Here is a 25,631-nt window from a genome sequence, read left to right on the forward strand (position 1 = left end):
CGCCGCCGGCCGCCCCGGCTGCGGCGGGCGCCGACCACGAAACCGATCGGTTCGGACCGCCCGCCCACCGTAGGTCAGCCGAAGTGGCTCTCGACCTCGGAACGCAAGAGGTCGCGCCACTCCGCCCGCAGCTCGGACGCCGGGGGCGGCTGGACCACGCGACCGAGCAGGCGCGAGAGCTCGCGCCTGGCCCGCTCGACCAGCAGTGGATCGTCCATGGAGAGGGTCTCGATCAGGGACAGGGCCCCCTCACGGGTTCCGTTCCCCTCCAGGCTGCCGATCGGGGCGGCGGCGATCGACGCACGCTCCTGCGCGCCGCGGAACCAGGCCAAGGCGTCGTCCTGGACCGCGTGCTCCCACCAGGCCGCCCAGGCCCGGCCCGGCTCGCCGCCCTCGCGCAGGTCGACGCAGGTCAAGACCGCAAGCTCGTGGGCCACTCGGGCGTCGTTGGGATCGGCCAAGAGCACCTCGATCAGGGTCGGGGCGGCCTCCGCCGCGCCCTGCTCCGACAGCAACAGGCCGGCCTCACGCCGGGCCTCGATCCGGTCGGACTGGGCCAACTGGCGCAGCTCCGGCCAGGACCGCTCGCCCAGGGCCAACAGACCCGCGCGCGCCGGCGCGTAGTGCGGCGTCCCCGGTCCGCGTCGGACGAAGCTGGCCAGGAGCGCCGCCGTGGCCGGGTCGCGCAAGGCAGCGAGGCCCTCGACCGCGGCCCGTTGCAGGGTGGCGTCATCGGCACCCAGGGCGGACATCATCGCGTCACGGGCGCCCTCGCCGCCGAGCTGGCCGGCGGCCCGCAGGGCCGCGGTCCGCACGACCGGCGGGCCGATCCGCGCACGCACCAACACTTCCGTGCGCAGGTCCTCGAGCCCAGCCGCGCCGACGGCCTCCACCGCCGCCGCCTGGACCAGGTCCTGATCGTCGTCGAGCAGGGCTCGCAGCAGCGCCAGGTCGATCGGTTGGGCGGAGGTCGCCATTCGACCGGCTGCGATCGCCCGCGCCAGGGCTCGGGGATCGGTCGACAGGTCCCGCGCCAGATCGACGGGTGCGGCCGCGACCGTGCGCTTGAGTCCCTCCATCGAGGTCTCGCGGAAGAGCTCGTAGAGCTCGTCGAACAGCTCGCGGGCCAGGACCGGATCGACCCCCTGCCCGCCGTCCGCGGCCCGCAGGGCCAAGCCCGTGATGCGGTCGGCGCGCGAGCCGTAGATCAACTCCTTACGCAGAACCACCCGCAGGGTCGCGAAGTCCGCGAACACGAGCGCGCCGTCGACGCGGCAGAGCTCCTCGAGGTCTTCCAGCAGCTGATCCCGTTCGCCCGAAAGCGCGCCCGACAGGGCACCCAAAGCGAGATCCTTCAGCCGCCGCTGGCGCTCCAACTCCGTGCGCGGCTCGAGCCACCAGCCGCGTTCCGTGGTCCAGAACTCGCGCCTGGTCGCGTACTCGCCCGAGTCGTAGTAGCGCTGCCACACGTTGCGGTCGCGCAGGTCGCGGGCCATGGTCAACACCGCGTCGAACCAGGGCTCGTCCACGACGCCGGCGAAGGTGAAGCGCTTCGATTGACCGGCGATGGCGACCTCGAGCGTCCGCAGCCCGCCGCCCGAGCCGTACTGACCGGGCAGGCGCTCGCGACCGAAGACACCCTCGCGAGCCAGGAGCTGGGTCAGGGCCAGGGCCTCCTCGGGACCGACGTAGAGCACCTCCCCCAGCATCGCCTCGGGCTCGTCCGCCTGGGGCCCCACCAACACGAAGGCCTCGGGCCCCGTGACCGTGCCGCGCACGGCGACGCTGAGGGTGCCCTCGTCGCCCGGTTGCACCAGGATCGTGGCCCGGCGTGCCTTGAAGGTCTTGGCGTTGGCGGTCCACCAGCGCGCCCAGGCCGGTCCGTCGGCGCCGAAACGCTCGCCCGTGAGCCGCGCCAGGCGGCGTCGAGCGGGAAGTTGCACCGAGCCGAAGTCCGCGTGGAAGTTGTCGCCCATCACGGTGCCCACCAGTTGGTGGGGAACCTCGAGGTCCAGCCACTCGGTCCCCTCGCGCGACTCGGAGCGGAAGCCGATCCCGGCCAGGGCCACCGCCGCCACGCTGCGCACGAATGGATCGGGGCCGCGCAGGTTCTCGAGCAGCTGCGGAATGTACTCGTCGCCCAGGATCGCGACCCCCGCGCGATCCTCGCGCTCGACGATCGCCAAGAGTGCGTAGGCGCTGTCGCGGAACAGCAACGTGGAAGACCGCACCGAGGCGCACAACTTCGGCACGATCGACTCGGACGGGTGTTCGGACAGCAGCTCGGCGGCCCGGAAGGCCACCTGTGCCGACTCGTCGTCGAGGCGGTCGAACAGGAGCGGCACGACGGCGTCGTCGTCGACGCCCGCTACCAGGTCGAGGGCCCGCACGCGGGTGTCGGTGCGCTCGGAGCGCAGGGCGGGCATCAGGCTGGGCAGCAGCGCGGCCCGCGAACGCTCCTCGAGGACCCGCTGTGCGGCGGCGCGCATGGCGCCCTGGCGATGGTCGAGCAGCTCGACCAGGGTCGCGTCATCGAGGAAGGTCGGGTCGGCCGCGGCGATCGCCTCGAGCAGCGGCGCGGGCGCGCCCCCCGGAAGCTTGCCGGCCAGACGCACCCCCAGGGCCTCGCGGTCGTTGCTCCCGCCGCTTCGCAGGAGGACCCGCGCCGACGCCACCACGGGCGCCGTCGCATCCAGGGTCAGCGAGGCGCGCGCCGCCCGCAGCCCCGACTCTCCGAGCACCTCGAGCTGCGCGGCGATGGCCGCCACGTCGCTCGAGTCGTAGCGCTCCATGGCCGCCAGGCTCGCCACCAACTCCGCCGCGCGGGCCGCGTCGCCCACCGTGGGGACGACGTCGCCCAGGGTCGGCGCCCGATCCGCCTCGGCGGTCGGAGCCTCGGTCGCTTCGGGAGCCTCGGCGGTGCCGCGGTTGCGGGGCAGGACCAGGTCGCCGGTCGACTTGCGATCACCTTGATCCGAGCGGGCGCGGTTCATCTGGCGCGGCAGGTCGAGCTGCAGGGCCGCGCCGAGGGGTGCCAGCACCAGCCATCCGGCCAGGGCATAGATCGATCGAGAGGAGCGCATGGGGGCTGTCCTGGGCCGTGGTGCTTGAGCTGCAGGGCTTGGGCTGCAGTGCCGAGGCCGGGGGCCGGGGCTGTGGGGCTCGGGCGAAACCGGGGAGTGCCGCCTCGCAGCCGCAACCCGGGTCGTTCCCTACCCCTGGAAGGCGGGAGAGGATACGCGATCCGTGGCGCATGGCCGGCGGGCCGACAGCCTCCCCGGCGCAGATCCCCCCGATGGCGCCGAGATCGCCACCGGACGGGCCCCCTGGCCAACCTCGCTCCCACGGGACCAAGCGGCGGCGCGCACTCGTGGACCCTGAGGGCTCGACCCTCAGCCGACGGGGCGCACCATGTAGTGCGCGCGCAGCTCCGCGTCCTGTGCCATGAGGTCCCGGGCGCGCAGGATCAACTCCAGGTCCAGGTCCGGCGAGCGCAGCCCCTCGGCGTTGTCGCCGGCCTGGCGCAGGCCGGCCAGGTCCCCCATCCCGCGCTGGGCCAGGTCCTCCTCCGCCAGGGCGAAGCCGTCCTCGGTGCGCTCCAGGAGCTCCAGTCGCTCGGCGGCCGAGTCGGCGCCGAACAGGAAGCAGGTGCCGCCGCGCGTGCCGCGCCCCACCCGCCCGCGCAACTGGTGCAGCTGGGCCAGGCCGAAGCGTTCCGCGCCTTCGATCACCATCGCAGTGGCCTGCGGCACGTCGACGCCGACCTCGAGCACGGTGGTCCCCACCAAGAGGCCCACGTCGCCGCGCCGGAACCGATCCAAGCGCGCCGTCCGCTCGAGACTCGGCAGACGCCCGTGAACCAGCTCGATGCCGTGCCGCGCCAGGGGGCTGCACGAGAGCCAGGCGTGGGCATCGATCGCCCCGCGTCCGCCGGCACCGGCCTCGATGCGCGGCGCGACCCAGAACACCCGCTCACCCTGGGCCAGGCGCCGGTCGAGGAAGCGCAGGAGCCTCGGGACGTCGGCCATCTTCACGCGATGGGTCCGCAGCGGCAAGCGGCCCGGCGGTCGCTCGCGCAGCGACGAGACCTCCAGGTCTCCATACAACGTCAGGGCCAGGGTGCGGGGAATCGGCGTCGCCGTCATCAGCAACACGTGGACGTCGCGACCCTTCTCGAACAGCTCGCGACGCTGTGAAACGCCGAAGCGGTGTTGCTCGTCGACCACGGCCAGGGCCAGCGACGCGAAGCGGACATCGCGCGAGAACAGCGCGTGGGTGCCGAACAGCACGTCGATCTCGCCAGATGCCAGGCGGGCCAGGGTGGCGCGCCGCTGGGCCGCGGGTTGGGACCCGGTCAAGAGCTCGGCGCGCAGGCCCTCGCGCGCGAGCAGCGGCCACTGCCCGGCGAAGTGCTGCTCCGCGAGCAACTCCGTGGGCGCCATGAACGCCGCCTGGGCTGCGCGCGCCGCGACGGCCGAGCAGGCGTAGATCCCCAACGACGTCTTGCCCGAACCCACGTCCCCTTGCAGCAGGCGGCGCATGGGCGCGCGCCGTGCGAGGTCCCGGCGCAGCTCGTCCATGATGCGCCGCTGGCCGCCCGTGGGCTCGAAGGGCAGCCGCGCGATCAACGCCCGATGCTCGTCGTCGTCCAACTCGACCTGCAGCGCGCGGCCCTTGATCCGGCCCGCGAGGCGCTCCTGGAGTCGGGCCTGCAGGGCCAGCACCGGTTCGAGGGCCAGACGTCGACGGGCCCGCTCGAAGCTCGCCCGCGACCTCGGCGCGTGCAGGGCGTCGAGGGCTTCGGGCAGCGACGGAAGCTCGAGGTCGGCGCGGGCCGCGTCCGAGAGGGCCTCGACGAAAGAGTCGCGCGCGATCTGGTGCGCGCGCTGCACCAGGTCGCGCAGCACGCCGAGCCCGATGCCCTCCACGTTCGGGTAGATCGGCAGCAGCGCGCCGGGCACCAGGCCGTCCTCCCCAGGCGCCGCCCGCCGCGGCGAGGCCAGGGCCGGACCCTTGATGTCGACCGCACTGCCGTAAAGGTCGACCACCTCGCCCACGGGCAGAGCGTCGCGCATCCACGGCTGGTTGAAGAAGACCGCATCGGCCGCGCCGGACTCGTCCGAGAGTCGCACCCGCAACATCGATCGCCCCCGCCCCGAGCGGACGAAGCGCGCGGACAGCACCTCTCCACGCACGAAGACGCGCGCACCCAGGTAGTCGCCCAATCGCGCGAGCTCGACCAAGGGGCCGACCTCTTCCAACTGACGCGGGTTGAGGCAGGCCAGGTCGGCGATGCAGCGCACGCCGGCGCGACCCAGGGCCGCTGCCCGGGCGGGGCCCACGCCGTGCAAGCGGTCGACGCGATCGCGGGGACCGGGCTGCGCGGCCGCGGGGGACTCGCCGCCCGCCGCGCCGGCGCGGCGGGCACCCGACGCGTCCTTCGGCGACCGGGTCACTGCCGCCCGAGCACCAGCGGCAACAGCGGACGCGCGCCGGGCCCGTCCAAGGTGAAGCCGCGTCCCGTGCGCACGCTCTCGGTGGCCCCCACCGGCCAGGACCAGAGGAACGCTCCCTTGAAGCCCGCTTGGTTCGTACGCGCGTGTTCGAGCGCCCGCGCCAGGGCTTGCAGGTACAGGGTGCGCGCGCCCGGGTCGGTCTCGCCTTGCCGCAGGTGCGGCAGGAGCCAAGCGTCGTCGGTACCCGGGAAGCCCAGGCCCATCAGGACCACGCCGCGCTTGCTGCGGCGGGCGAAGGACGAGATCGTGCCGAGCTGGGCGCGCAGGCGTTGCTCGAGGAATTCCAGGGACGGCGCGTGGTCGCGGGCCGCACGCTCGTCGATCTCCTCCGGATCGCCGCCGCTCGGCCTCGAGTCGTCGAAGGGCTGGAACAGGTTCGCGCCGACCACGTCCAAGTCCGACCAGAAGGCGATGCGCGTGCGCTCGCCGGCCCAACTCGATGAGTAGGTCAACAGGCCGGCGAAGATCTTGCGCGCACGACTTGTGATCTCGGACCAGGCGGCCCCGCGGGCGGCGCCGAGCTCGTTGCGCAGCTCCGTGTCGTGGATCAACTTGTGCAGCTTGGCCCGCTCGATCGGGTCCAGACGGCGCAGTTGGCGCTCGCGGATCTCGGGATCCTTGCTGAGCGGGTCGGCCTGGTCGGTGCGCGAATCCGTGGCCGGGCCCAGCTCCGTGCCCAGGGACAGAAGGTGCATCCCCGACAGCTCCGCCAAGAGCGCGTAGTGCTCCACGAAGCGCGTGTAGTGGTCGAGGAAGCCGACCCACTGGTCGACCTCGACCAACTCGTGGTCGTGGGCGGCGAGGCCCGCCGAGGAGCTCTCGAGCAGGTCGGGCTCGAGCGCCACCGAGAGCCCCGCCCGGCGCGCGAGCATGGTGAACAGGAACAGCTCGAGGTCGCTGTGATCGGCCGAGAACTCGGAGGTCCAGGCCGCCGGGCCACGCCGCGCCTCGAAGGGCTGGGAGGGCAGCGGCGCCTCGTCGTAGGCGAAGACTGGCAGCAACACGGCGTTGGCGCCCAGGCGCGTGACGTCGTCGATGGCCTGGGAACCGTCTTCGGAGAGCAGCCCGTCGCGCACGCGGGGCGGGATGAGGCGCAGGCCGCGCAGTTGCTCGACCTCGCGCGTGCGGCGGAAGCGATCCTGACGCACCAGGTCCAGGCGCTCGGCGCGCTCGGCGCGCAGGGCCTCGAGGCGCCCGTGGAAGGACAGCTCGAGATCCTCGTCGATCACCAACTCCGCGTCGCCCTCCCACAGCTCGCGCACGAACTCGGGACCGCGCGTCTCGAGCAAGTGCGCGAAGAGCAGAGCACGCTGGGGAACGTAGCGGTGCGGCGACGGCAGGGGCGTCGTGACCCCCTCGACCAGTTCGGTCACGGTCGCCGCCAGGGCCGCGTTCTGCAGCAGGGCCAGCCAATCGTCGAGGGGGTACTGCCACCAACGCTCGGAGGCCCAGACTCCGAGGGCCTCGAGCAGCCACGGGGCCGAGGGCTCGCCCAGGGCCGCCAGCACCGCGGCCTCGGCCACCGCGCGGCCGCCGTCGTCGGGCAACTGGCGCGTGATCAGCACGTGCACCTGGTCGCCGGTGGGAGCCAGACAGCCGAGCTCGACCTGGCCCAGGAGCTCGAGCATCGACGCGGAGGAGGTGTGCAGGACCCCGCGCACCTCGAACTCGCCTCCGATCACGCCGGTCCAGCCCAGCGCCCGCTGCCGCGCGGACTCCGCCACGCGCAGGTAGTCGTTCAGGCGCTTGGCCAGGTCCTTGTCCTCGCGGGCGACGAAGGCCAGGCCGTCGCGCTCGAGCGCGGCGAAATCGCCCTGGGCCTCGTCCCAGGCCACCGCGCGATCGACCTCGATCACGGGCTCGCAGGGCCACAGCCCCTCGAGCCTGGCGATCAGCTCCACGTGCCCGTCGCGGATCACGTGCAGGCCGGGCCGCCAGGAAGGCACCAACAGGCGCCACGAGCGCGCGAGGGCTTCCACGTCGTTGCCGGCCACGACGGTGACCGGCAGGCCGATGCGATCGGGATCGGGCGCCACCAGCACCACGGCGTCCGCGGCTCCGTAGAACTCGCGGCCGTGGAAGTGGAAGCCGCCCGCGGCGGGATCGACGCCCAGGGGCGAGAGCAGCACGGTGATCGACGGCTCGTCCACGCGCCCGTAGAGCAGGCGCGGCCGCGCCCTGTCGCTCGCGGTGCCGAAGGGCACCACCTCGGCGCCGAAGTGTCCGTCGGCGCGAATCGAGTCGGCGGCCAACTGCGCGCCGGGGATCAGCGCCTCGCTGACGTGGACCTCGACCGTCTCGGCGTCGTAGAGCCGCTGGAACAGGCCGTGGGCCAGGTCGGCATTGACCAGGTGCACCGGGCGCCCGCAGGCGGCGGTGACAAGGGCCGCCAGGAGGGCGAGGAGGAGACCGTGGCGCGGTTGCACGGCCCGGAGTGTACCGGTGGGGTCAGTCCGGCGAAGCCCCGAAGGTCCCGGGGCAGGCGTCGTCGGGACGTGGCGTCGGGCGGGAGCGCTGCCGCGCCATCAGGCGCGCGTACTTGAGCCTCACGTAGTGCGCCCCGAGGTAGGCCAGGAGCAGGCCGCGCCATCCGTCGAGGAAGCCGAGCTTGAACAGGTAGGCGCGCAGAAAGTGCACGGCCGGTCGCAGGACCAAGTCCGAAGGCCGCGCCCGCCGGCCCTTCTCCGACATGCGCTCGGCCGCGACCTCCGTGTAGCGGTCGATGATCGCCAGGTGCTCGCCCAGGTTGCGGTAGGTGTCGTGGAGGATGGTCCCAGCGAGGCGACCCACCGGACCGTCGACGACCACGTAGGCGTGGGGGTCGGTGCCGCCGTAGTGGCCGCGCCGGCGGTCGAACAGCCGCAGTTGCAGGTCGGGCGTCCAGGTGCCGTGGCGGATCCAGGCGCCCAGGTAGCTGGTCGTGCGCGGCATGCGCCAGCCGGCGCGCGCGGGGAAGCCCTCGGCGCGCAGGGCCACGATCTCGTCGCGCAGGGTCGCGGAGAGGCGCTCGTCGGCGTCGAGGAACAGCACCCAATCGTTTTGCGCCGCGCGGGTGCCGAACTCCTTCTGGGCCATGAAGCCGGGCCAGTCGCGCTCGATCACCTGCGCGCCGAACTCCGCCGCGAGCTCGCGCGTGCGGTCGGTGGAGTGCGAGTCGATCACCAGCAGCTCGTCGCAGAAGTCGAGGCTGCGCAGGCAATCGGCCAGGCGGTCTTCCTCGTTCAACGTGACCACGACGCCGGTCAGGGGTTGGGGTGCTGTCACCTCAGCCCCTCGCGCGAAGCACGTCGCGGTAGATCCTGTCGTAGGCCTCGACCATGTGCTCGGGAAGATAGCGCTCGGCGACGCGATCCCGGCCGGCCTGTCCCATTCGGTCGCGCTGCCACGAGTCGCGGGCCATCTTCCCGAGGGCCGACGCCAGGGCATCCACGTCGTCCGGTGGCACGAGGCTGCCGGTCTCGCCGTCCACCACCACCTCCGCCAACCCACCGACCGCCGAGGCGACGATCGGACGTCCCGCGGCCATGGTCTCGAGGGCGGCCACGCCCACGCCCTCGGCGCGCGAGGGCAGGACGCCGAAGTCGCTGGCGCCCAGGAGGTCGCCGACGCCGTCCACGCGGCCGAGGAAGCGCACGCGCTCGGCGATGCCGAGCTGCTCCGCGAGGGCTTCGAGGGCCGGGCGATCGGGGCCGTCCCCGGCGATCCAGAGCACCAGCCGCGGTTCGGAGCGCCGCAAGAGGGCCGCCGCCCGCAGCAGAACGTCCACGCCCTTGCGCCGCACCAGGGCCCCGCAGAAGGTCACCACCACGGCGCCGGGGTCGGTCTCGAGGGCGGCGCGCACCTCGCCTGGCGGGCGGCGCGGCACGACCCGGGCCGGGTCCACCGCGTCCCAGACGGTCTCGATCTTCGCCCGCGGCACGCCGCCGGCGGTCAAGAGCCCGCTGACCGCGGTCGAGATCCCCACCGCCCGATCGACCAGGGCGCCGTAGATCAGGCGGTTGCGCCAGGAGCGTTTGACCGTGCGATCCATGCGCCGAGTCGTGATCGCGGGGCGCCCGGCGCGGCGGGCTGCCAGGCCACCCAACCACGTGGCGCGACCCGTGTGCAGGTGCACGATGTCGGCGTCGACCTCGGAGAAGAGGCGCGAGAGGGCGCCGACCGCCAGCAGGCTCAGGTCCGATCGCATGGTCACCTGGGCCACCCGGAAGTCGCGCTCAGCGGCGACACGCGCCAGCTCGCCGCCGGTGGCGCAGGCGATGACTTGGGTGTAGCCGCGCTCGGCGAGGGCCTCGGCCAGGAGCAGGACCTGCACCTCGCCACCCGAGAAGCCGCGCTCGGCGTCGACGTGCACGACCGTCAAACCCGGCTCTGCGCCCATCCGCCCGCCTGCGACCATCGGCGCAGCTTACACCAGGGATGGGGTCGAGCTTCCCGCGCGCCAGGCGCCGCTGGGCGGCCACGGGTGCGAGCGCCCAGAGTTCAGAACGCGCCGGGCGCCCCGTTACAGCACGCCGTTCGGGGCACGTTGCGGGACGACGCGACCGCGCGGAGGGCGGCCGACCGATTGGACCCGCGCCGCGGCAGGGGCGCCTCCCCGCCCATGGTCCGGCCTTGTGAACCTCCCCCTGCCCCCTCGGTCCCTCCGACCCCGTCCGTATACTCACCTCGGATGCAAATTGCCCTCGAGGTCACCTCTGCCTGTCGGCCCCAGCCGACCGGCGTGAGCCGCTATGTGACGCAGCTCACCAAGGCCCTCGTGGCGGTCGCACCGGAGAACGACTACCGCCTGCTCAGCCGCCTCTCGCGCTGGAAGGACCGCCACCTGCGTCTGTCGATGCCGGGCACGCGGCACTCCTGGGTGCAGGAGGGTCTGTTGCCCCTCGACCGCCAGGCCGACGTGATCCACGGCCTCGACGCGCGCGTGCCCCGTTGGAGCCAGCCGGCGCGGGTCTGCTCCCTGCACGACGTGTTCGTGATGCACGTGCCGGGCATCTCGCCCAAGCGCTTCACGACCAAGTTGCGCCGGCGCTATTCGGAGCTGGCCGAGACCTGCGATCGGCTGATCGCCAGCAGCAGCTCGACCAAGGAGCGCTTCCTGGAGCACTTCGACTTCGACCCCGACCGCGTCAGCGTGGTGCACCTGGGCGTCGACGAGCGCTTCCACACCGAGCCCACCCTCGAGGGCCTGGTCCGGCTCGGCTCGCTCGGCATCCAAGAGCCCTACCTGCTCTACGTGGGCGAGTTGACGCTACGCAAGAACCTGCCGCGCATCCTCGAGGCCTACTCGCTCTCCGAGCTGCGCGCGACCCACCGCTTGGTGCTCGCCGGTTCGCCCAGCTACGGCTCCGACGAGACCTTCGAACGCGTGCACGAACTGGGCATCATCGACCGCGTCGTCCTGCCGGGCTTCGTCCCCGACGACGACCTGCCCCAGCTCTACGCCCACGCCGACACCCTGATCTTCGCGACCCTCTACGAGGGCTTCGGCCTGCCGGCGCTCGAGTCCCTGGCGACGGGCACACCGGTCGTCGTGGGCCAACACGGCGCCCTGCCCGAGGTCACGGGCGGTCACGCCGAAGTCGTCGACCCCTACGAGGTGGGCTCGATTCGCGCAGGCATCGAGCGCGCCTGCGGTTGGAGCGCCGAGAAGCGCCTGGCCGGGCGCAAACACGCCCGCGAGCTGACCTGGGAGCGCTGCGCCGAGCAGACGCTCGAGGTGTACTCCCAGGCGATCGCCGAGCGGGAGTGAGCGGCGCGAGCTGGCCCCGGGGCAAGTGTCCGGGCGCCGAGACACAGGCCGCACCCGAGCCGCGCCGACGCCCGTGAGCGAAGCCGGCGCTCCAAGCGCACCGACCCCTGAGTTAAGCTCCGCCCCCGAGGCAGCGTTCCCCGACGCCGTGCCACCCACCCGCCATGCCATCCCACGAGCTCCGCCCCCGCCCCCCCGTGCACCTCTCCGGAGCGATCCTCTGCCAGGACAACGCCGCCTACATCGGCACCGTCCTGGAGAACATGTCGCCCTACTGCGACGAGATCGTCGTGGTCGATGGCGGCAGCACCGACGGCACCCAGGACGTGGTCTCGGCCTTCCCCAAGGTGCGCCTGTTCGAGCGCCAGTGGGACGGCAACTTCTCGCGCCAGAAGAACTACGCCTACGACCGCTGCAAGGGCCGCTGGATCCTCAACCTCGACACCGACGAGCTGCTCGGCGGCCCCGGCGCCAAGTGGCTCCGCGCCCTGACCTACCTGCCGGGGGCGCATTGGTACTCCTTCCCGCGCATGTGGCTGGTGCGCGGCGAGGACGGCGAGCTGAGGTACCTCACGTCAAAGCGCTACTGGCGCGACCGCCAGCTGCGCCTGTTCCGCAACACACGGGGCTTCCGCTACGACGAGGTGCGCACTCCCACGCACACCGAGTTCGCCGGCAAGCACGGCCTGGGCCGCGCCCTGCGCCAGCCGTGGCTCTACCACTACACGTTTCTGATGCAGAGCCGTGAGGAGCGCGAAGCCAAGTGCGAGCGCTACAGCAAGGAGCACCCGAACGTGGAACACCTGAACCGGATGTACCTGTGGGAGGAGAGCGGTTCGGCGCTGGACCCGGTGCCCACCGATCCGCCGAAGTTGCCGACGGCCGAGCTGGCCATGGGCTGAGCCCCCGCGCCCGCCTACCAATCCGTCGGGGCGTAGTCCTTCCAGAACTTGCCCCAGTAGTGGGTTCCGGTCAGGAAGCCGGTGAAGATCGGGTCGAGCACGCGGGCGGCGCCGTCGATCGAGTCCAGCGGCGGCACGAAGCGTTGGTCGGCTTCCTTGACCACGGCCTTGGCGAAGGGGTCCTCGTCGGTGACCCAGCCGGTGTCGACGCTGTTCATGTGGATGCCGTCCTGCACGAAGTCGGCGGCGGAGGTGCGCGTGACCATGTTCAGCGCGGCCTTGGCCATGTTCGTGTGCGGGTGGCGGGTGGTCTTCAGACGGCGCGAGAACTGGCCCTCCATGGCGGAGACGTTGACCACGTGCTTGTCGGTCGAGGGCTCGCGCAGCATCAGAGGCTTGAGCCGCGCGGTCAGCACGAAGGGCGCGATGGCGTTCACGAGCTGCACCTCGATCAGCTCAGGCGTGGGCACGTCGGCGAGCTCCATGCGCCAGGAGTTGGTCTTGCGGAGGTCGAGCTGCTGGCCCTCACCGTCGTTCATGCCGACGGGGAAGAGGTAGGCCTGGTCGCGCTCGCCGAGCAAGTCGAGCTGGGTCAGCGCCGCGGCGTGGGTCAGGCCGACGCTGGCCTCCGAGGGGGCCTTGGCGCCCCGCTCGGAGCGCAGGGCGACGGTCCGCTCACCCTCGGCCTGCTCCTCGGCCCGCACGGCCTCCAGGTGCTGCCCGAGCAGACCCAGGGCCCGCTCCCCCAGCCCTTCGATCGACTCGCGCTCGACCAGGTGGGTGTAGTAGTGCGGCGGCCGCCGGACCGTCTGGCAGGCGTTGTGGATCAGGAAGTCCAGGCGCGGCAGGCGCTGGCTCAAGAGGTCCGCGAAGAACTCGACGCTGGGCGTGTGACGCAGGTCGAGGCCGTGGACGTCGAGGCGATCGCCCCACTCCTCGTAGTCGTCCTCGGCGGCGTAGCGCCGCGCAGCGTCGTGGGGGAAGCGCGTGGTCGCCACCACTCGGCAGCCCGCGCGCAGGAGCTTGAGCACGCACTCGTAGCCGATCTTGACCCGTGCGCCGGTGACGACCGCCACGCGACCGGTGAGGTCGGCGGTCTGGTGGCGCTTGGTCCAGTTGATCGGCGCGCAGACCGGGCACATGGAGTCGTAGTGCTCGTGGACCAGGTCGTAGTCGGCCTTGCAGATGTAGCAGGCCTTGGGCTCGGCGAGCCGCTTGGGGCCCGCGGCCGCCGGGCCGCCGCTCGCCGGCCCCAGCCGATCCGGCGCCTGCACCTCGAGCAGCCGGCGCGACTCCCCGTCGATGGCCAGGCTCGGCGGAGCCACCGGGAAGCTGAGAGAGCGCTTCAGGGCCCGGTTGCTGGTCCGGTTCAAGAGGTCGTCGTCGTGCTCCCGCTTGCGATGGCGCAGGGCCCGGTTCTTCTGGCGCACGAGCTTGCGACGCTCCAGTCGATCCAGGGGGAGGAGCTGATTCGCCACCCGCTGCAAGCGCGCCCGCAGCTCCGGCGAGAGCCCCGCCATCCCCAGGGGGTCCCCCACCAGCCCCTCGAGCCAACGGACTGCCTCCAGGGCCTCCGCCGGGTCGGAATCCATCGCACCGCTGTCCATCCGCCCACTCTAGCCGGCGGCGGGCGCCGGGATCCGCGGTCAGTGGGACCAACTCGCCCATGGACGGCCCGCGCCCGACGCTCAACCGCGCGAGGTCGGCAGCAGTCCGCGCAGCTTCGAGCGCAGCCAGCGGGCGCGCAGCCGGCCGTGCTTGAAGCCCGCGGGAGCCTGCGCCGCCGCCGAGCGGCACCAGGCGTACTCCGCACAGGCCTCCCGCGGCCGCCCGCTGCGCTCGAAGGCGCGGCCGAGCTCGTAGCGGTCGGTGAAGGCCGCCTCGGCCAGCAGGCGCTCGGGAATGTCCGGAACCCCGGGCGCGATCGCCGCGCGGATCTTGGCCCGTAGGCGGACCTGCTTGACCTCGCTGTCGCCTCCCCACATGCCGCCGCCGTGGTTTCTGTGGGCGGCCATGAAACGGTCGACGTAGGCGATCTCCCGCTCGCCGGTGAGCAACAGGTGCAGGGCCCAGTCCCCCACCGGCGAGTCCCACCACCACTGGGGGAAGTCCCAGACCTCCGGTCTGCGGTGGAGCACGCCACAGGAGGCCGCCGGACAGATGCGGAGCACGTCCAGGCGATTCAGCCGCCGGCTCGCGTCGCCGATGCGATCCAGGTGCAAGTCGCGGCCCACCGCGTCGACCTCCCGCACGCCGTGGTAGGCCCAGGCCAGGCTGTCGTCCCGCTCGAGCACGTCGACCATCACCGCCAGGCGCGCGGGGTCCGTGAAGTAGTCGTCGCCGTCGAGCTGGGAGAGGTACCGCCCGCGCGTCGCCTCGAGGGTGCGGGCGAAGTTCCGGCGCCCCCCGAGGTTCTCGTCCGTCGTCAGGACGCGGATCTTGCCCGGGTGCTGGGCCGCGTAGCGCTCGGCGATGGCCCGCGTGCCGTCCGGCGAGCAGTCCTCCCCGATGACCAGCTCCCAGTCGTCGAGTTCCTGGGCCAACACGCTCTCGATCGCCTCCGCGATGAAGGCCTCGTGCTTGTAGGTGACCATCACCACGCTGACCAGCGGGCGCTCGGCACTCGCTTCGACCAAGGCTCAGGCCTCTGCGGCGGTCAGGTGCGCCACGACCTCGTCCGCGTGGTCGAAGGCGCGGTGCACGACGCCGCACAGGGTCCGCACGTCGCTGTCGTGCATCGCCGTACCAGTCGGCAGGGTCATCACGCGCTCGGACAGGCAGCGGGTCTCGGGCAGGACCAGGTCGGCGGTCGGTTGGTTGGAGCGGTAGGGCTCCATCTCGTGCACGCCGGGGTAGAAGTAGCGGCGCGCCAGCACGCCCTCGGCCTCGAGCACCTTGACGAGCTGATCGCGATTCAGGGGCGCAACCGAGCCGTCGATCTCCACCACCACGTATTGGTGGTTGTTGTGCTCGGCCCCGTCGTACTGGATCACCGTCAGGCCCGGCAGGTCCGCGAGCCCAGAGGTGTAGGCGGCGTGGATCTGGGCGTTGTGGGCGCGGAACTCCTCGAAGCCGTCGAGTGAGGTGAGGCCCATGGCGGCCGAGACCTCGCTCATCTTCCCGTTGCTGCCCAGGTAGATCACCTGGTCCTTGCCGGCGAAGCCGAAGTTCCGCATCAGGCGCAGCTTCTCCGCCAGCTCGTCGTCGTCGGTGGTCACCATCCCGCCCTCGAAGGAGTTGCAGACCTTCGTGGCGTGGAAGGAGAAGACCTCGGCGCGGCCGAAGGAGCCGATCGGGCGCCCGCCGTGGCTGCAGCCCAAGGCGTGGGCCGCGTCGAAAATGAGCTGCAGGCCGCGGCGATCGGCGATCTCCTGCAGGGCCTCGACCGCGCAGGGCCGGCCCCACACGTGCACGCCGATGATGCCGGTGGTCTGGGGCGTGATCAGCTGCTCGACGCGGGCGGGGTCGAGGTTGTGGGTCACCGGATCCACGTCGCAGAAGATCGGCTTGATCTCCTGCCACTGCAGGGCGTGGGCCGTGGCCACGAAGGTGAACGAGGGCACGATCACCTCACCCTTCATCCCGAGTGCGCGGATCACGATCTCGAGCGCGATCGTCGCGTTACACATGGCGACCGCGTGGCGCGTCCCGGCCAGCTCGGCCACCCGGCGCTCGAAGTCGCGCACGTAGGGGCCGTTGTTGGTCAGCCAAGCGCTGTCGAGGATCTTCTCCACGCGGCTCATGAAGCGCGCGCGGTCGCCGATGTTGGGCCGGCCCACGTGCAGGGGCGCCTCGAACACGGGCGGGGCGCCGAGCAGAGCGAGGTGGGGAGCGTGGATCGGCCCCGACTCGGGGGCGACAGGATCGGTCGACGGTTGGTTGGACATCCGGGACCGACGCTAGCGTCCCCGCCGGCTCACGGGAAGCGCTGGCAGGCGGCGGTCAGGTGGGCGGCCCGTTCCAGATCGAGTTCGACGCGATTGGTGACCCGGAAGGAGCCCGGGGCGCCATGGGAGGCGGGCAGGGGGCTGCCCTGGGCGGCGAAGCGCTCCGCCAGCGCTCGCCACAGGGGCGCGGTGTCGCTGCAGAACTCCTCGTAGCTGACCCGCAGCCAACGCTCGGGGGGCAGGCCCTCGAGGCCGGCGCGCACGGCGCTGATGTCGAGCTGGACCTGGCCCGCCACCTGCTCGATCGGATCGAGGCCGTCGAGCCGCTCCGAACCGGGCGGGCGCGAGGAGTACCACTGCCGCTCGTCGCCGTGGAAGCGCTGCCTCGAACGCAAGAGCGACTGGGCGTTGAAGAAGGGCTCGCGCTCCACGTGCACGAACAGCGCCTCGGGCAGCAGCTCGGCCACGGCCGGCAGGTCGTACTGGAGCATGAGGCCCTTGAGGGCGAAGGGGAGTCCGAAGCCGGACTCCAGCGCGGCCAACTCGGCGCGCAGGCGCGTCCAATCGACCGCCGCAAGGCGCTCACGCCCGAGGGGCTCGATGGAGCCGTGTCCGAGGTGACGTCGCCAGAAGAAGAAGAACTCGTTGGCGGCCAGGGCGCCGCGGGTCTTGCCCAGGTCCGACTCGAAGTCGGCGCGCGCCGCGGTCAGGTCGGCGAGCTGGTCCCCGTAGGCGAAGTCCGGGTTGAACAGCGCCTGCTGCAGCCTCGCGGCCAGGCCGGGCGCGCCGGCGAAGCGGGCCATGAAGTTGGTCGGCACCGCGAAGGCGCCGGTGGCCTGCAGCCACTGGACCATGACCGTCGTGCCGCTGCGCGGCGCGCCGACGATCAAGATCACCGGCTGACGTGGCGTCGCGCGAGCCGCCTCGGCCTGCTCGGCGACGAGGCGCGTTTCGGCCGCCTCGAGGGGCCCGGCGAGCTCGGCCAGGAGCGCGTCGAGGCGCGGGTTGCGTTCGGGATTGCCGTTGCTCACGTGGAGGCTCCTCGGGCCAGGACCGGTTCGAGGGTACGCAGGACGCGGGCCATGTCACCCGCTCCGTAGCGCTGGTCCAGGGGCAGGGTCAGGGTCCGCGCCGCGAGGCCGTGGGCGGCCACGTGGGTGGCCGGCACCGCGCCCTCCAGGTCCCAGTGCCAGGGCGCGTACACCGCCGCGGCGTGCAGCGCCGCCCGCGCGGCGTCGCGCTCGGGTCCGCTGGTGAAGCGCACCGGACAACCCATGGGCACGACCTCGGCGGGGAGCTGACCAAAGATCAGGCGACCTTCGAGCCCGGCGGCCAAGACCTCCCAGTTCGCGCGGCGCGCGGCGGCCACGGCGCGCCAATCGACGGCGGCGAGGCGCTGGGCAGTGTCGTCGGCGCAGGAGCGCGCGTCCGTTGGCGCGGCGCTCTCGGCGGCAGCGAAATGGGCGTACCAACCGCGTTCGGGGCCGTTCCCGCCGGCCGCGTCGAACTCCCGTCGCTCGCGGCCGGCGACGAGAGCTTCAGTCACCGCTCGCCAGGGTATCAACTCCGGCAACGCATCCGGCCAGGGCGCGTCCTCCACCGGCACCAACAACCCGCCGTCGGGCACGCCGACGAACTTGCGCGGACTCGCCAGCAGGTAGTCGGCGCCGATCTGCGTGCCCTCGGTCAAGAGCGCCTGGCTGGCGTCGACGACGATCGTCGCGCCGCGCTCGCGTAGGGCGCCGAGCAACCCGCCGCGGATCGGCCAGCCGAAGTAGGCGATCGGCGCCACCAGGTCCCCCGGCGCCAGGCGATCGAGCCAGTTGCCGGTGGACGGCACCAGGTCCTGGTCCACGTCGAAGAAGCTCGCCCGCGGCCTGACGCGGTCGGACAGGAGCGCGTCGCACAGGTAGGCGGGCAGCCAGACCCGCGCCGGCTCGAGGAAGCCCACCAACCAATCGAGGGCGCCGCGGGCATGGCTGGCGGCGAGGAAGCGTCCGCGCCCGGCGAGGGCGTCGCGGAACGGACCCGCGGCTGGTGAGCGTTCGGCGCCGCCGCGCGACTCGAGGGCGAAGACGCCGCCGATGACCTTGCGCGCTTCATCGTTCACGACTTGCTCCCCACAGCAGCCGGCGCACGGTAGTCCGGGAAGAAGTCCGTCCCCTCCGGCGTGATCCAGCGCTCGGCGCACAACCGCTCGTAGAGGTCGGGGTCGAGCACGGCGCCGCAGAGCCAGGCCTCGCAGCGCTCCTCTCCCCAGCCGGCTTTGAAGGCGGCCAGGCCGCTCGATTCGTCGTCGTCGAGCCCCGCACCCCCGCCCAGGTCGGCCACGGTGCAACCCCGCGTCGCGTGGTCCCCGAGGGCCAATGCCACCAGACCGTAGGAGGCCTCGTGCCTGCGCCCGGCGTCGTCCGTCGCCGCCAGGTGGTACCAACAGCGCTCGCCCCGGCGCAGCCACAGGGACATGCCGGTGGTGCGGCCGTTCTCGCTGGCGCGGTAGACGCTCAAGCCGTCGAGGGCGAAGTGCCGCGCGAAGGCCACGTGGGAGAAGGCCGAGGGCCCCGTGAGCCCGAACCGCGCCGCCAACTCGCCGTAGAGCGCACACCACTCGTCCAGGCCCTCGGCGGGCGCGATGCGCTCGAAGTCGGCGAAGCGCTCGGCGCGCCGCAGGCTCTTTTCGTGGTGCGCGCTGCGCTGCAGCTCGGGGTCGCGGGACAGATCCACCAGGAAGTGCCGCTTGAAGGGCCGCGCGCAGTCGGGGAACAGTCGCGCGAGCAGCTCGCCATCCGGCGCTCCCAGGGGCTCGGCCACGAGCACCACACTGGCGCCCGCACGCTCCGCGCGCAGACGCGCCAGGTCCGCCTCGAGCCCCGACCAGTCCCGGCAGTCGAACAGGGGGTAGGCAGCCGTCAGATCCCGCGCGCCCTTCCCGCCGGGCACCTCGCGGGCGAGCAGCCAGCCGCCACTGGCCGGCAACGCGATCGGCTCGCCGAACTCCCCCATCGCCCGGGCGTAGTCCGGGTCCGCGTAGGCCAGGCCGTCGCCCGCCTCGAAGCGGTCCCGTTGCTGTTCGAGGCCCATGGCCGGCCATCCTCACCAGCGGGAACGCGAGGAGCAAGGCGCATCGCGCGGGTCCGCGGTCAGGAGCCGATCGCGGCTGTTGAGCAAAGCTTGATCGACGCGCGCACCCAATCCGCGCGCCCCAGCCCGATCATGTGGCCATGCGCTGCACCCTCTTCGCCCTGGCCGCCTCGGCCCTGCTCGCCGCCCCCGCCCTCGCCCAGCTCGACCTCGGCGGTCGGCACCTCTTCTCGATCGAGGGCGAGGTCTTCCTCGGCCGCTTCGGCTGGGACGTGGCCGCGGGGGACGTGGATGGCGATGGATACACAGATCTGATCGCGGGGGCGCCTTCGGAGCCGGTTCCCGGCACGCCGGGTGGGCGGGTGCGGATCTACTCCGGTCGCGACGGCCTGCTGCTGCGCGAGCTCTCGCCCATGGGCGCGCAGGGTGACTTCGGCGAGGCGGTGGCGGCCCTGGGCGACCTGAACGGCGACGGGGCGATCGAGGTCGGCGTCGGTGCGCCGGAGGCCCAGGCCGGGGGCGAGTATCCCGGTCGCGTGCACGTCTACGACGGCGCTACCGGCGCGCTGCTCGCGGCCCTGGCGGGAGGTGAGTGGTTCGACGCCTTCGGGCAGTCCCTGACGAACCTGGGCGACGTGGACCTCGATGGGGTCGAGGACTTCGCGGTGGGTGCGCCGCGGCCCCAGACCCAGGGGCCCTTCCTGCCCGGACCGGGCTCGGTGCGGGTCTACTCGGGTGCGACGCTGTCGCCGTTCGGGACGCTCTTCGGCACGAACGACTACGACCGCTTCGGCGAGGCCGTGGGCGCCGCCGGTGACGTGAACCAGGACGGCCATCCCGACCTGGTGGTCGGCGCGCCGGGCTTCGACTCGGGCGGCTTCAACGGCAACGGTCGCGTCGTGGTCGTCTCCGGCGAGTGGATCGCATCGAGCGCCGCCGGCTTCACGCCGCTCTCGCCCCAGGTCCTGGCCGGCGTCGACGGCGACTTCGACGGCGGAGCCCTGGGCTTCGCCGTGGCGGGCGTGGGCGACACCAACGGCGACGGCTTCCCGGACGTGCTTGCCGGTGGGCCGAATTCGAACTTGAACGGCGCGCTGCGGGGGGTGGCTGACCTGATCTCGGGCGAGTGGATCACGGCCACGTCCCTCGGACTCACGCCGACCACGCCGAAGGTCCTCGATCGCTTCGCCGGGGAGCAGGAGCGCGACCTGTTCGGTCGGTCGGTCTCGGCCCTGGGCGACGTGGACGGCGACGGGCGGCCCGACTTCGTGATCGGCGCCTCCGAAAGCGTGAGCCCGGGGCCCGGGCCCGGCTACGCGACGATCTACTCCGGCGCCACCAGCGACGACATCGCCACCTACCGTGGCGGCGCGGGTGGGGACCGGGTGGGCTGGGCCCTCGACGGCGGCGCCGCCGACTTCGACGGCGACGGGGTGCTCGACCTGGCCCTGGGCGCCGACATTGGCAGCGGGGCGATCAACGGGGTGGGGACGGCGCACATGCTGTCGGGCCGGGAGCTGCTCCTGAGCGCCGACGCGCACCTCTTGTCGAGCTCGGCGGGCGGGACCCAGACCTTCCTTCTGGACGCAACGAACACCTCTGCCGGGGACGCCTACCTGCTGCTGGGCAGCCTCTCGGGGACCGACCCGGGCACGCCCCTGCCGCTGGGTGCAGGGACCCTGCCCCTGAACGTCGACGGTTACTTCGGGCTGACCCTGACCCTCTCGATGCCCCTCTTGGGGGCGCCCTTCGGGGTCCTGGACCAGGGCGGCGAAGCGCTTGCGAGCTTCTCGATCGGCGCGGGGAGTCTGCCTCCCGCTGCGACCGGGCTGACGGTTCACCACGCCTACGTGGCGCTCGACCTCGGCGCGGGCGGGGCGATCACGACGGTCAGCAACGCCGTGCCGACCACGATCGTGCCTTGATCCGGGAGCGGCGCGGCCGCGCGGGGGGCGAGCTTCGACTCAAGTCGCGATGCAGCGGTCGACTCCGGTGCCGGTGTGGACGACAATCACCCGGTCACACCGATGTCCCTCTCGATTCTGCTGCTCCTGGCCCTCTTCGCCTGCGCCGCCCTGGTCCGCCTCGGCTGGGGCCCGGGCACGCATCTGGAGTACGCGAGTCGCGTCCATCGCCGGCGGGACGAGCTGCCCGCCGACCGCGCGGCCCTGATCGACGAGCACCGCGACGCCTACGACTACGGCAACCTCGCGGCGGACATCATCAACTTCAAGGCCTGGGGCGGGCACTACAACCACTGCCACCGCTGGACCATCGTGGACGAGATGCGTGGCCACGCGCAAAGCGAGAAGGACGAGGCCTTCTGCCTGGGCTACCTCTCCCACCTGGCCGCCGACACCATCGCCCACAACCACTTCGTGCCCTACCACCTGGCGCGTTACGCGCGGGGCGGCAAGGGGCTCGGGCACCTGTTCTGGGAGCTGAACGCCGACCGCTTCGTGGCGGACGTGCACTGGCAGCGGGTGGCCGAGCTGAAGGGTGATCCGGACCTGGCGGCGCTGGACGAGATGGTCGGCCGCACCGTCGCCAAGAAGGCCCTGTCGATGAAGACCAACAAGCTGGTCTTCAACCACGTGCTCTTGGTCTCGGAGCGTGACGCCTGGCGCGCGCAGATGGAGCGCGTGCTGCCCCAGGCCAAGGTGGGCCTGGCGGAGGACTTCCTGGAACGCTTCCGCACTGCGGCGACCGAGCGCGTGCTGTTGGCTCTGCAGTACGACGGCGTGCCCCAGCTCAACCACATCGACACCAACGGCAAGGCCGCCCAGGCGGCTGCGCGCAAGAACCACCGGGCCGCGCGCTGGGTCGGAATCGGCGCCGCCGGGCGCGCCGACGAACGGGCGCACCGGGCCGAGTCCTTCCTCGAAGGTATGCAGTCGCCGCCGCCCGACGCCGACGCGCCGGCGCACTGGTAGAGGACCGGTTCGCGTCAGTCTCGCGAGGGAAGGCTGAGCAGCAGCGCGCCGACGGCTATCAACGCGCCGCAGGCCCACAGGGGCAGCACCGCGTCACCGCCCACGCGACCGAGGCTGTCGACGACCTGCGGATGTTGCGCCAGGGCCGGCATCAGGCCGACGCCCCAGACGAGCATCAACAGGCCCGTGCTGAAGAGTAGGCCGCCCCACAGGACTCGCATGCGTTGGCCGTGGGAGCCGTCGGCGCGGTCCACGGCCTCGACCGCGATCAGGCAGAGCTGACCGAGGCCCAGGCCGCAGGCGACCCCGATGGCGCCGAGCTCGAGGCCCAAGAGGGGTTCACCGGCGGTCGCGACGAGGATCCCGAGCGCCACGGCCCAGCAGGTGAAGCCGATCAGCGTCCCCAGGCGGGCGACGAGGGGCAGGGGGGTATGGGTTCGTCCAGTCATGGGATCCACGAGCGTCGAAGGGAACGGCACTCGTCGCGCGATCTGAGAAGTCTGGGAACGCCTACCGCCGGAGGACTCAGTGCCCCCAGGGCAGGACCCATGGACGGGTGCCCTCGCCGTGGGGAGCGGGGAGCTGGCCGAACTGCAGGCGCTTGCCGTAGACCGGGACCAACACCTCGGGCCGCAGCACCTCGCTCGGTGCTCCCTCCGCCGACGCGGCGCCGTCGTTCATCAGCAGCAGCCGCGTCCCGAACTGACTCGCCAGGTTCAGGTCGTGGGTCACGACCAAGACCCCGTGCCCGGTGCAGGTCAGTCCGGCGATCAACTCGAACACGTCGAGTTGGTGCGAGAGATCCAACGAGTTCGTCGGCTCGTCCACGAGCAGCACGTCGGGCTCCTGGGCCAGGGCGCGGGCAACGAGCGCGCGCTGCAACTGTCCGCCGGACAGCGCCGTCAGCGACGCCCGCTCACGCCCCGCGAGGTCGACCTGCTCGATCGCCCGGCGCACCGCCGCGCGGTCGGCCTGGGTGCGGCGCGCGAAGGGCGGCAGGTGGGCGTAGCGGCCGGCGGTGACGAAGTCATCGACCGTGACCTGCGGCACCCGTTGCAAGCCCTGGGGCACCACGGCCATGCGGCGCGCGCGCTCGCGCGGCGCAAGCTCCGCGAGTGGATCGCCGGCCAACTGCACGCTACCCGACCAGGGCCGCGCCAGACCGGCCAGGCAACGCAACAGGGTCGACTTGCCGGCGCCGTTGGGCCCCAGCACCACGAGCAGCTCGCCTGCCGTCAACTGGACCGACACCCCGCGCAGCACGGGCACGTCCGGCTCGTAGCCGAAGACCAGGTCCCGGGCGGCGAGCACCGTTGCCGGCTCACGCGTCGCGCTCACCACGTCGCCACCTCGCGGCGGTTGCGCCACAACAGGAAGAAGAAGAACGGCCCGCCCACCAGCGAAGTCATCACGCCCGGTGGCAACTGTTGGCCGGTGACGAGGCTGCGCTGGGCCAGGTCGAGGCCGGCGAGCATCAACGCCCCGCCCAAGGCACTGGCCGGCAGCAACAGCCGGTGCGAGCGACCCACGAATTGGCGCATCACGTGGGGCGCCACCAGCCCGACGAAGCCGATCTGCCCGGCCACCGACACCGCCGTCGCCGCGGCGAGGGACGCGGCCGCCAGGGTCAACCACTTGACGCGCCGCACGTCGACGCCGAGGGAGGCCGCGTCCTCCTCGCCGGTCTGGAACAGGTCCAGCTCGTAGGCCACGAAGGGACCGATCAGCGCGGCCACGGCGAGCCCGCCCCACAGCACCGCGACTTGGATGCCGAGGCGGTCCTCCAGGGTTCCGAAGGTCCAAGCGAGCAACGCGCGCCCGGTGTCGTAGTCGTCGAGCACGAGGCTCTGCACCAGGGTCAGGAGCCCGCCCCAGGTCGCGTTCACAGCGACACCGAGCAGCAGTAGGGTCGGCACCGACAGGGGCCCGCGCGACGACGCGAACAGGGCCACGATCGAGACCGAAGCCATGGCGCCGACGAAGGCCGCCCCGCTGACTGCCAGGGGTCCGAAACCCGCCGCGGTCTCGAGCACGAGTTGCCCGGCGTAGCCGCCCAGCCCCAAGATCACCAGGGCCGCGCCCAGGGACGCGCCGGCGCTGACGCCGATCACTCCGGGAGCCGCGAGGTCGTTGCGGAACACGCCCTGCAACAGGGCGCCGGCGTAGGCCAGGGCCGCCCCCACCCCGACCGCGGTCAGCCCGCGGTACAGGCGCAACTCGAAGTAGATCTGCCGGTAGGCCTGCCCGGCCAACTCGGGGCGCTCCTCGAGCACCGGCCCCAGTCCCAGTTCCGCCAGGGTCGCCTTCCAGGCCACGTCCACGGGCCACCAGCCGCTCGAGCCCTGCAGGACCCCGACCGCGACCACCGCCACCAGCGCCACGGCCAGCCCGATCAGGAGCACGACACCGAACGAGCTGCGTTCGTCCGCGGGGCGGGGGGAGGGATCGGTCATGGGATCGCCCGACAGCGAGCGGGGGCAGCGTAGCCCCCCCACGCGGGCCCCACAACGCGCCCGCCGTTGACAGGGGCCGGCCCCTAGTCGATGGTCCGCGGCCAGATGGCCGTCCACTTCGTCACCCGTCGCGCCTGCGTCGCCCTCGCGGCCCTGACCCTGGTCGCCTGCGGCCCGCCCGACTCGACCGACGTCGCCGAGGCCGCCGTCGACGGCTTCCCCCTCGCGATCCCCGGCCCCGGCGGCGGCGAAGTGCTGCTCGAGCGTCCGGCCTGGCGCATCCTGCCGGGCAACGCCGGGGCACTCGACCTGCTTTCGTCCCTGATCGAGCCCGAGCGGGTGGTCGCCATCACCGTCGGCACTCGCCCCTACTCCGTCGCCCTGCGGGGCGACTTCGACGGCAGCGGCGTGCGCGAGGTCGAGTCCTTCGACCTGGAGACGATCGTCTCCCTGGAGCCCGACGTGGTCGTCTCCCACGCCTGGCAGAGCATCGACAAGGGGCCCTTCCTGCGCCGCGTCGGCATCCCGGTGTTCGAGATCCCCGACGCGGTCGACTTCGAGGGACTGTGCGACGTGATCGCCCTGCTCGGCGCCGCCGTGGGCGAGGACCAGCGCGCGTCCGCGACCATCGCCGACCTGCGCGCACGCCTCGCGACCCTGGCCGAGGTCGACCGCAGCCGCTTCGACGCGATGACCTACTCGTCCAGCGGCGCGGGCGGCTGGACGGCCGCCGAGGGCACCACCGCGGAGGCCTTCATGACCTGGGCCGGCCTGACCCCGGCCGCCACCGCGGCGGGCCTGCGCGGCCACCACCAGGTCGACCACGAGCGCCTGCTCGACATCGATCCGCGTGTGCTGATCATCGCCTCCGACGACGGCGATCCGGACGCCAGCACCACCCTCCTCGCCCTGCGCGCCGACGAGCGCCTGTCGAGCCTGCGCGCCCTGGGCGACGACGGACTGGTGATCGTCCTGCCCGACGAGCTCTTCTCGTGCACATCGCACTACCTGGTCGAAGCCGCCGAACGCGTCGCCGCGGCCGTCGACGCCCGCTGGCGGCCCTGACGACGAGCGCGAGCTCGGCCCCGGCGCGATCTACCCCGCGCCTGG

General features: G+C 72.6%; 19 protein-coding genes. 5 read left to right on the plus strand and 14 right to left on the minus strand.

Annotation, left to right across the window (positions count from 1 at the left end; translation table 11 throughout):
• Positions 1-74 precede the first annotated feature (74 nt).
• The 5 genes from Pla133_RS17190 to Pla133_RS17210 all read right to left on the minus strand — a co-directional run bounded on the left by Pla133_RS17190 (position 75) and on the right by Pla133_RS17210 (position 9,912).
• Positions 75-3,083 carry a HEAT repeat domain-containing protein gene (locus tag Pla133_RS17190; protein WP_145067458.1) on the minus strand — a complete coding sequence of 1,003 codons (3,009 nt, stop codon included), beginning with the start codon at positions 3,081-3,083 and terminating at the stop codon, positions 75-77.
• Between the two features lie 309 nt (positions 3,084-3,392).
• Entirely contained in the window at positions 3,393-5,456 is a 2,064-nt protein-coding gene (locus Pla133_RS17195; protein ID WP_145067460.1) for an ATP-dependent DNA helicase RecG, read from the minus strand.
• Positions 5,453-7,942 carry a glycoside hydrolase family 113 gene (locus tag Pla133_RS17200; RefSeq protein WP_145067462.1) on the minus strand — a complete coding sequence of 830 codons (2,490 nt, stop codon included), beginning with the start codon at positions 7,940-7,942 and terminating at the stop codon, positions 5,453-5,455. The genes Pla133_RS17195 and Pla133_RS17200 overlap by 4 nt, the downstream gene beginning before the upstream one ends.
• 22 nt (positions 7,943-7,964) lie before the next feature.
• A complete protein-coding gene (locus tag Pla133_RS17205; RefSeq protein ID WP_419191651.1) occupies positions 7,965-8,780 on the minus strand; it encodes a glycosyltransferase family 2 protein in 816 nt (271 codons plus the stop codon).
• A 1-nt stretch (position 8,781) separates the two neighbouring features.
• A complete protein-coding gene (locus tag Pla133_RS17210; RefSeq protein ID WP_145067466.1) occupies positions 8,782-9,912 on the minus strand; it encodes a glycosyltransferase family 4 protein in 1,131 nt (376 codons plus the stop codon).
• Positions 9,913-10,185: 273 nt separating this feature from the next.
• On the opposite strand from Pla133_RS17210, the gene Pla133_RS17215 reads away from it, so the two are divergent.
• Both Pla133_RS17215 and Pla133_RS17220 read left to right on the plus strand, forming a co-directional pair.
• Positions 10,186-11,265: a glycosyltransferase family 4 protein gene (locus Pla133_RS17215; protein ID WP_419191652.1), complete on the plus strand. Its 1,080-nt coding sequence runs from the start codon at positions 10,186-10,188 to the stop codon at positions 11,263-11,265.
• A gap of 197 nt (positions 11,266-11,462) precedes the next feature.
• Positions 11,463-12,167: a glycosyltransferase family 2 protein gene (locus Pla133_RS17220; RefSeq protein WP_419191653.1), complete on the plus strand. Its 705-nt coding sequence runs from the start codon at positions 11,463-11,465 to the stop codon at positions 12,165-12,167.
• Positions 12,168-12,181: 14 nt separating this feature from the next.
• On the opposite strand, the gene Pla133_RS17225 is transcribed toward Pla133_RS17220, so the two are convergent.
• The 6 genes from Pla133_RS17225 to Pla133_RS17250 all read right to left on the minus strand — a co-directional run bounded on the left by Pla133_RS17225 (position 12,182) and on the right by Pla133_RS17250 (position 19,135).
• A complete protein-coding gene (locus tag Pla133_RS17225; protein WP_145067472.1) occupies positions 12,182-13,774 on the minus strand; it encodes an SDR family NAD(P)-dependent oxidoreductase in 1,593 nt (530 codons plus the stop codon).
• An 81-nt stretch (positions 13,775-13,855) separates the two neighbouring features.
• Positions 13,856-14,803, minus strand: a complete 948-nt coding sequence (locus Pla133_RS17230) for a glycosyltransferase family 2 protein (RefSeq protein WP_145067474.1) — start codon at positions 14,801-14,803, stop codon at positions 13,856-13,858.
• Positions 14,804-14,806: 3 nt separating this feature from the next.
• Complete coding sequence (locus Pla133_RS17235; protein WP_145067476.1) at positions 14,807-16,054, minus strand: aminotransferase class I/II-fold pyridoxal phosphate-dependent enzyme; 1,248 nt, start codon at positions 16,052-16,054, stop codon at positions 14,807-14,809.
• A 29-nt stretch (positions 16,055-16,083) separates the two neighbouring features.
• Positions 16,084-17,085 carry a sulfotransferase gene (locus tag Pla133_RS17240; protein WP_145067478.1) on the minus strand — a complete coding sequence of 334 codons (1,002 nt, stop codon included), beginning with the start codon at positions 17,083-17,085 and terminating at the stop codon, positions 16,084-16,086.
• Positions 17,082-18,164: a hypothetical protein gene (locus Pla133_RS17245; RefSeq protein ID WP_145067480.1), complete on the minus strand. Its 1,083-nt coding sequence runs from the start codon at positions 18,162-18,164 to the stop codon at positions 17,082-17,084. The genes Pla133_RS17240 and Pla133_RS17245 overlap by 4 nt, the downstream gene beginning before the upstream one ends.
• Positions 18,161-19,135: a GNAT family N-acetyltransferase gene (locus Pla133_RS17250; RefSeq protein WP_145067482.1), complete on the minus strand. Its 975-nt coding sequence runs from the start codon at positions 19,133-19,135 to the stop codon at positions 18,161-18,163. Before Pla133_RS17250 ends, Pla133_RS17245 begins: the two co-directional genes overlap by 4 nt.
• Positions 19,136-19,275: 140 nt before the next feature.
• On the opposite strand from Pla133_RS17250, the gene Pla133_RS17255 reads away from it, so the two are divergent.
• Positions 19,276-21,060, plus strand: coding sequence for an FG-GAP-like repeat-containing protein (locus tag Pla133_RS17255; protein ID WP_145067496.1), 1,785 nt, complete (start codon positions 19,276-19,278; stop codon positions 21,058-21,060).
• Positions 21,061-21,162: 102 nt separating this feature from the next.
• Positions 21,163-22,068 carry a zinc dependent phospholipase C family protein gene (locus Pla133_RS17260; RefSeq protein ID WP_145067498.1) on the plus strand — a complete coding sequence of 302 codons (906 nt, stop codon included), beginning with the start codon at positions 21,163-21,165 and terminating at the stop codon, positions 22,066-22,068.
• A gap of 14 nt (positions 22,069-22,082) precedes the next feature.
• Here Pla133_RS17260 and Pla133_RS17265 read toward each other — a convergent pair whose 3' ends face one another.
• The 3 genes from Pla133_RS17265 to Pla133_RS17275 all read right to left on the minus strand — a co-directional run bounded on the left by Pla133_RS17265 (position 22,083) and on the right by Pla133_RS17275 (position 24,521).
• On the minus strand, positions 22,083-22,517 hold the full coding sequence (locus Pla133_RS17265; protein WP_145067500.1) for a hypothetical protein: 435 nt from the start codon (positions 22,515-22,517) through the stop codon (positions 22,083-22,085).
• 76 nt (positions 22,518-22,593) lie between these two features.
• Entirely contained in the window at positions 22,594-23,406 is an 813-nt protein-coding gene (locus Pla133_RS17270; protein WP_419191654.1) for an ABC transporter ATP-binding protein, read from the minus strand.
• Positions 23,403-24,521: a FecCD family ABC transporter permease gene (locus tag Pla133_RS17275; RefSeq protein WP_145067504.1), complete on the minus strand. Its 1,119-nt coding sequence runs from the start codon at positions 24,519-24,521 to the stop codon at positions 23,403-23,405. The genes Pla133_RS17270 and Pla133_RS17275 overlap by 4 nt, the downstream gene beginning before the upstream one ends.
• A gap of 105 nt (positions 24,522-24,626) precedes the next feature.
• On the opposite strand from Pla133_RS17275, the gene Pla133_RS17280 reads away from it, so the two are divergent.
• The gene (locus tag Pla133_RS17280) at positions 24,627-25,586 is read left to right on the plus strand and encodes an ABC transporter substrate-binding protein (protein ID WP_145168450.1); all 960 of its coding nucleotides are present in this window, start codon (positions 24,627-24,629) and stop codon (positions 25,584-25,586) included.
• Positions 25,587-25,631 lie beyond the last annotated feature (45 nt).

Origin of the sequence: Engelhardtia mirabilis, assembly GCF_007748095.1 — a bacterium.
Taxonomy (GTDB): Bacteria; Planctomycetota; UBA1135; order UBA1135.

Excerpts from the sequence above, each read along its gene's own strand:
- Pla133_RS17190 (WP_145067458.1), bottom strand. The coding sequence starts at position 3,083 with ATGCGCTCCTCTCGATCGATCTATGCCCTGGCCGGATGGCTGGTGCTG.
- Pla133_RS17210 (WP_145067466.1), bottom strand. The coding sequence starts at position 9,912 with ATGGTCGCAGGCGGGCGGATGGGCGCAGAGCCGGGTTTGACGGTCGTG.
- Pla133_RS17215 (WP_419191652.1), top strand. The coding sequence starts at position 10,186 with ATGCAAATTGCCCTCGAGGTCACCTCTGCCTGTCGGCCCCAGCCGACC.
- Pla133_RS17225 (WP_145067472.1), bottom strand. The coding sequence starts at position 13,774 with ATGGACAGCGGTGCGATGGATTCCGACCCGGCGGAGGCCCTGGAGGCA.
- Pla133_RS17235 (WP_145067476.1), bottom strand. The coding sequence starts at position 16,054 with ATGTCCAACCAACCGTCGACCGATCCTGTCGCCCCCGAGTCGGGGCCG.
- Pla133_RS17250 (WP_145067482.1), bottom strand. The coding sequence starts at position 19,135 with ATGGGCCTCGAACAGCAACGGGACCGCTTCGAGGCGGGCGACGGCCTG.
- Pla133_RS17255 (WP_145067496.1), top strand. The coding sequence starts at position 19,276 with ATGCGCTGCACCCTCTTCGCCCTGGCCGCCTCGGCCCTGCTCGCCGCC.
- Pla133_RS17260 (WP_145067498.1), top strand. The coding sequence starts at position 21,163 with ATGTCCCTCTCGATTCTGCTGCTCCTGGCCCTCTTCGCCTGCGCCGCC.
- Pla133_RS17265 (WP_145067500.1), bottom strand. The coding sequence starts at position 22,517 with ATGACTGGACGAACCCATACCCCCCTGCCCCTCGTCGCCCGCCTGGGG.
- Pla133_RS17275 (WP_145067504.1), bottom strand. The coding sequence starts at position 24,521 with ATGACCGATCCCTCCCCCCGCCCCGCGGACGAACGCAGCTCGTTCGGT.
- Pla133_RS17280 (WP_145168450.1), top strand. The coding sequence starts at position 24,627 with ATGGCCGTCCACTTCGTCACCCGTCGCGCCTGCGTCGCCCTCGCGGCC.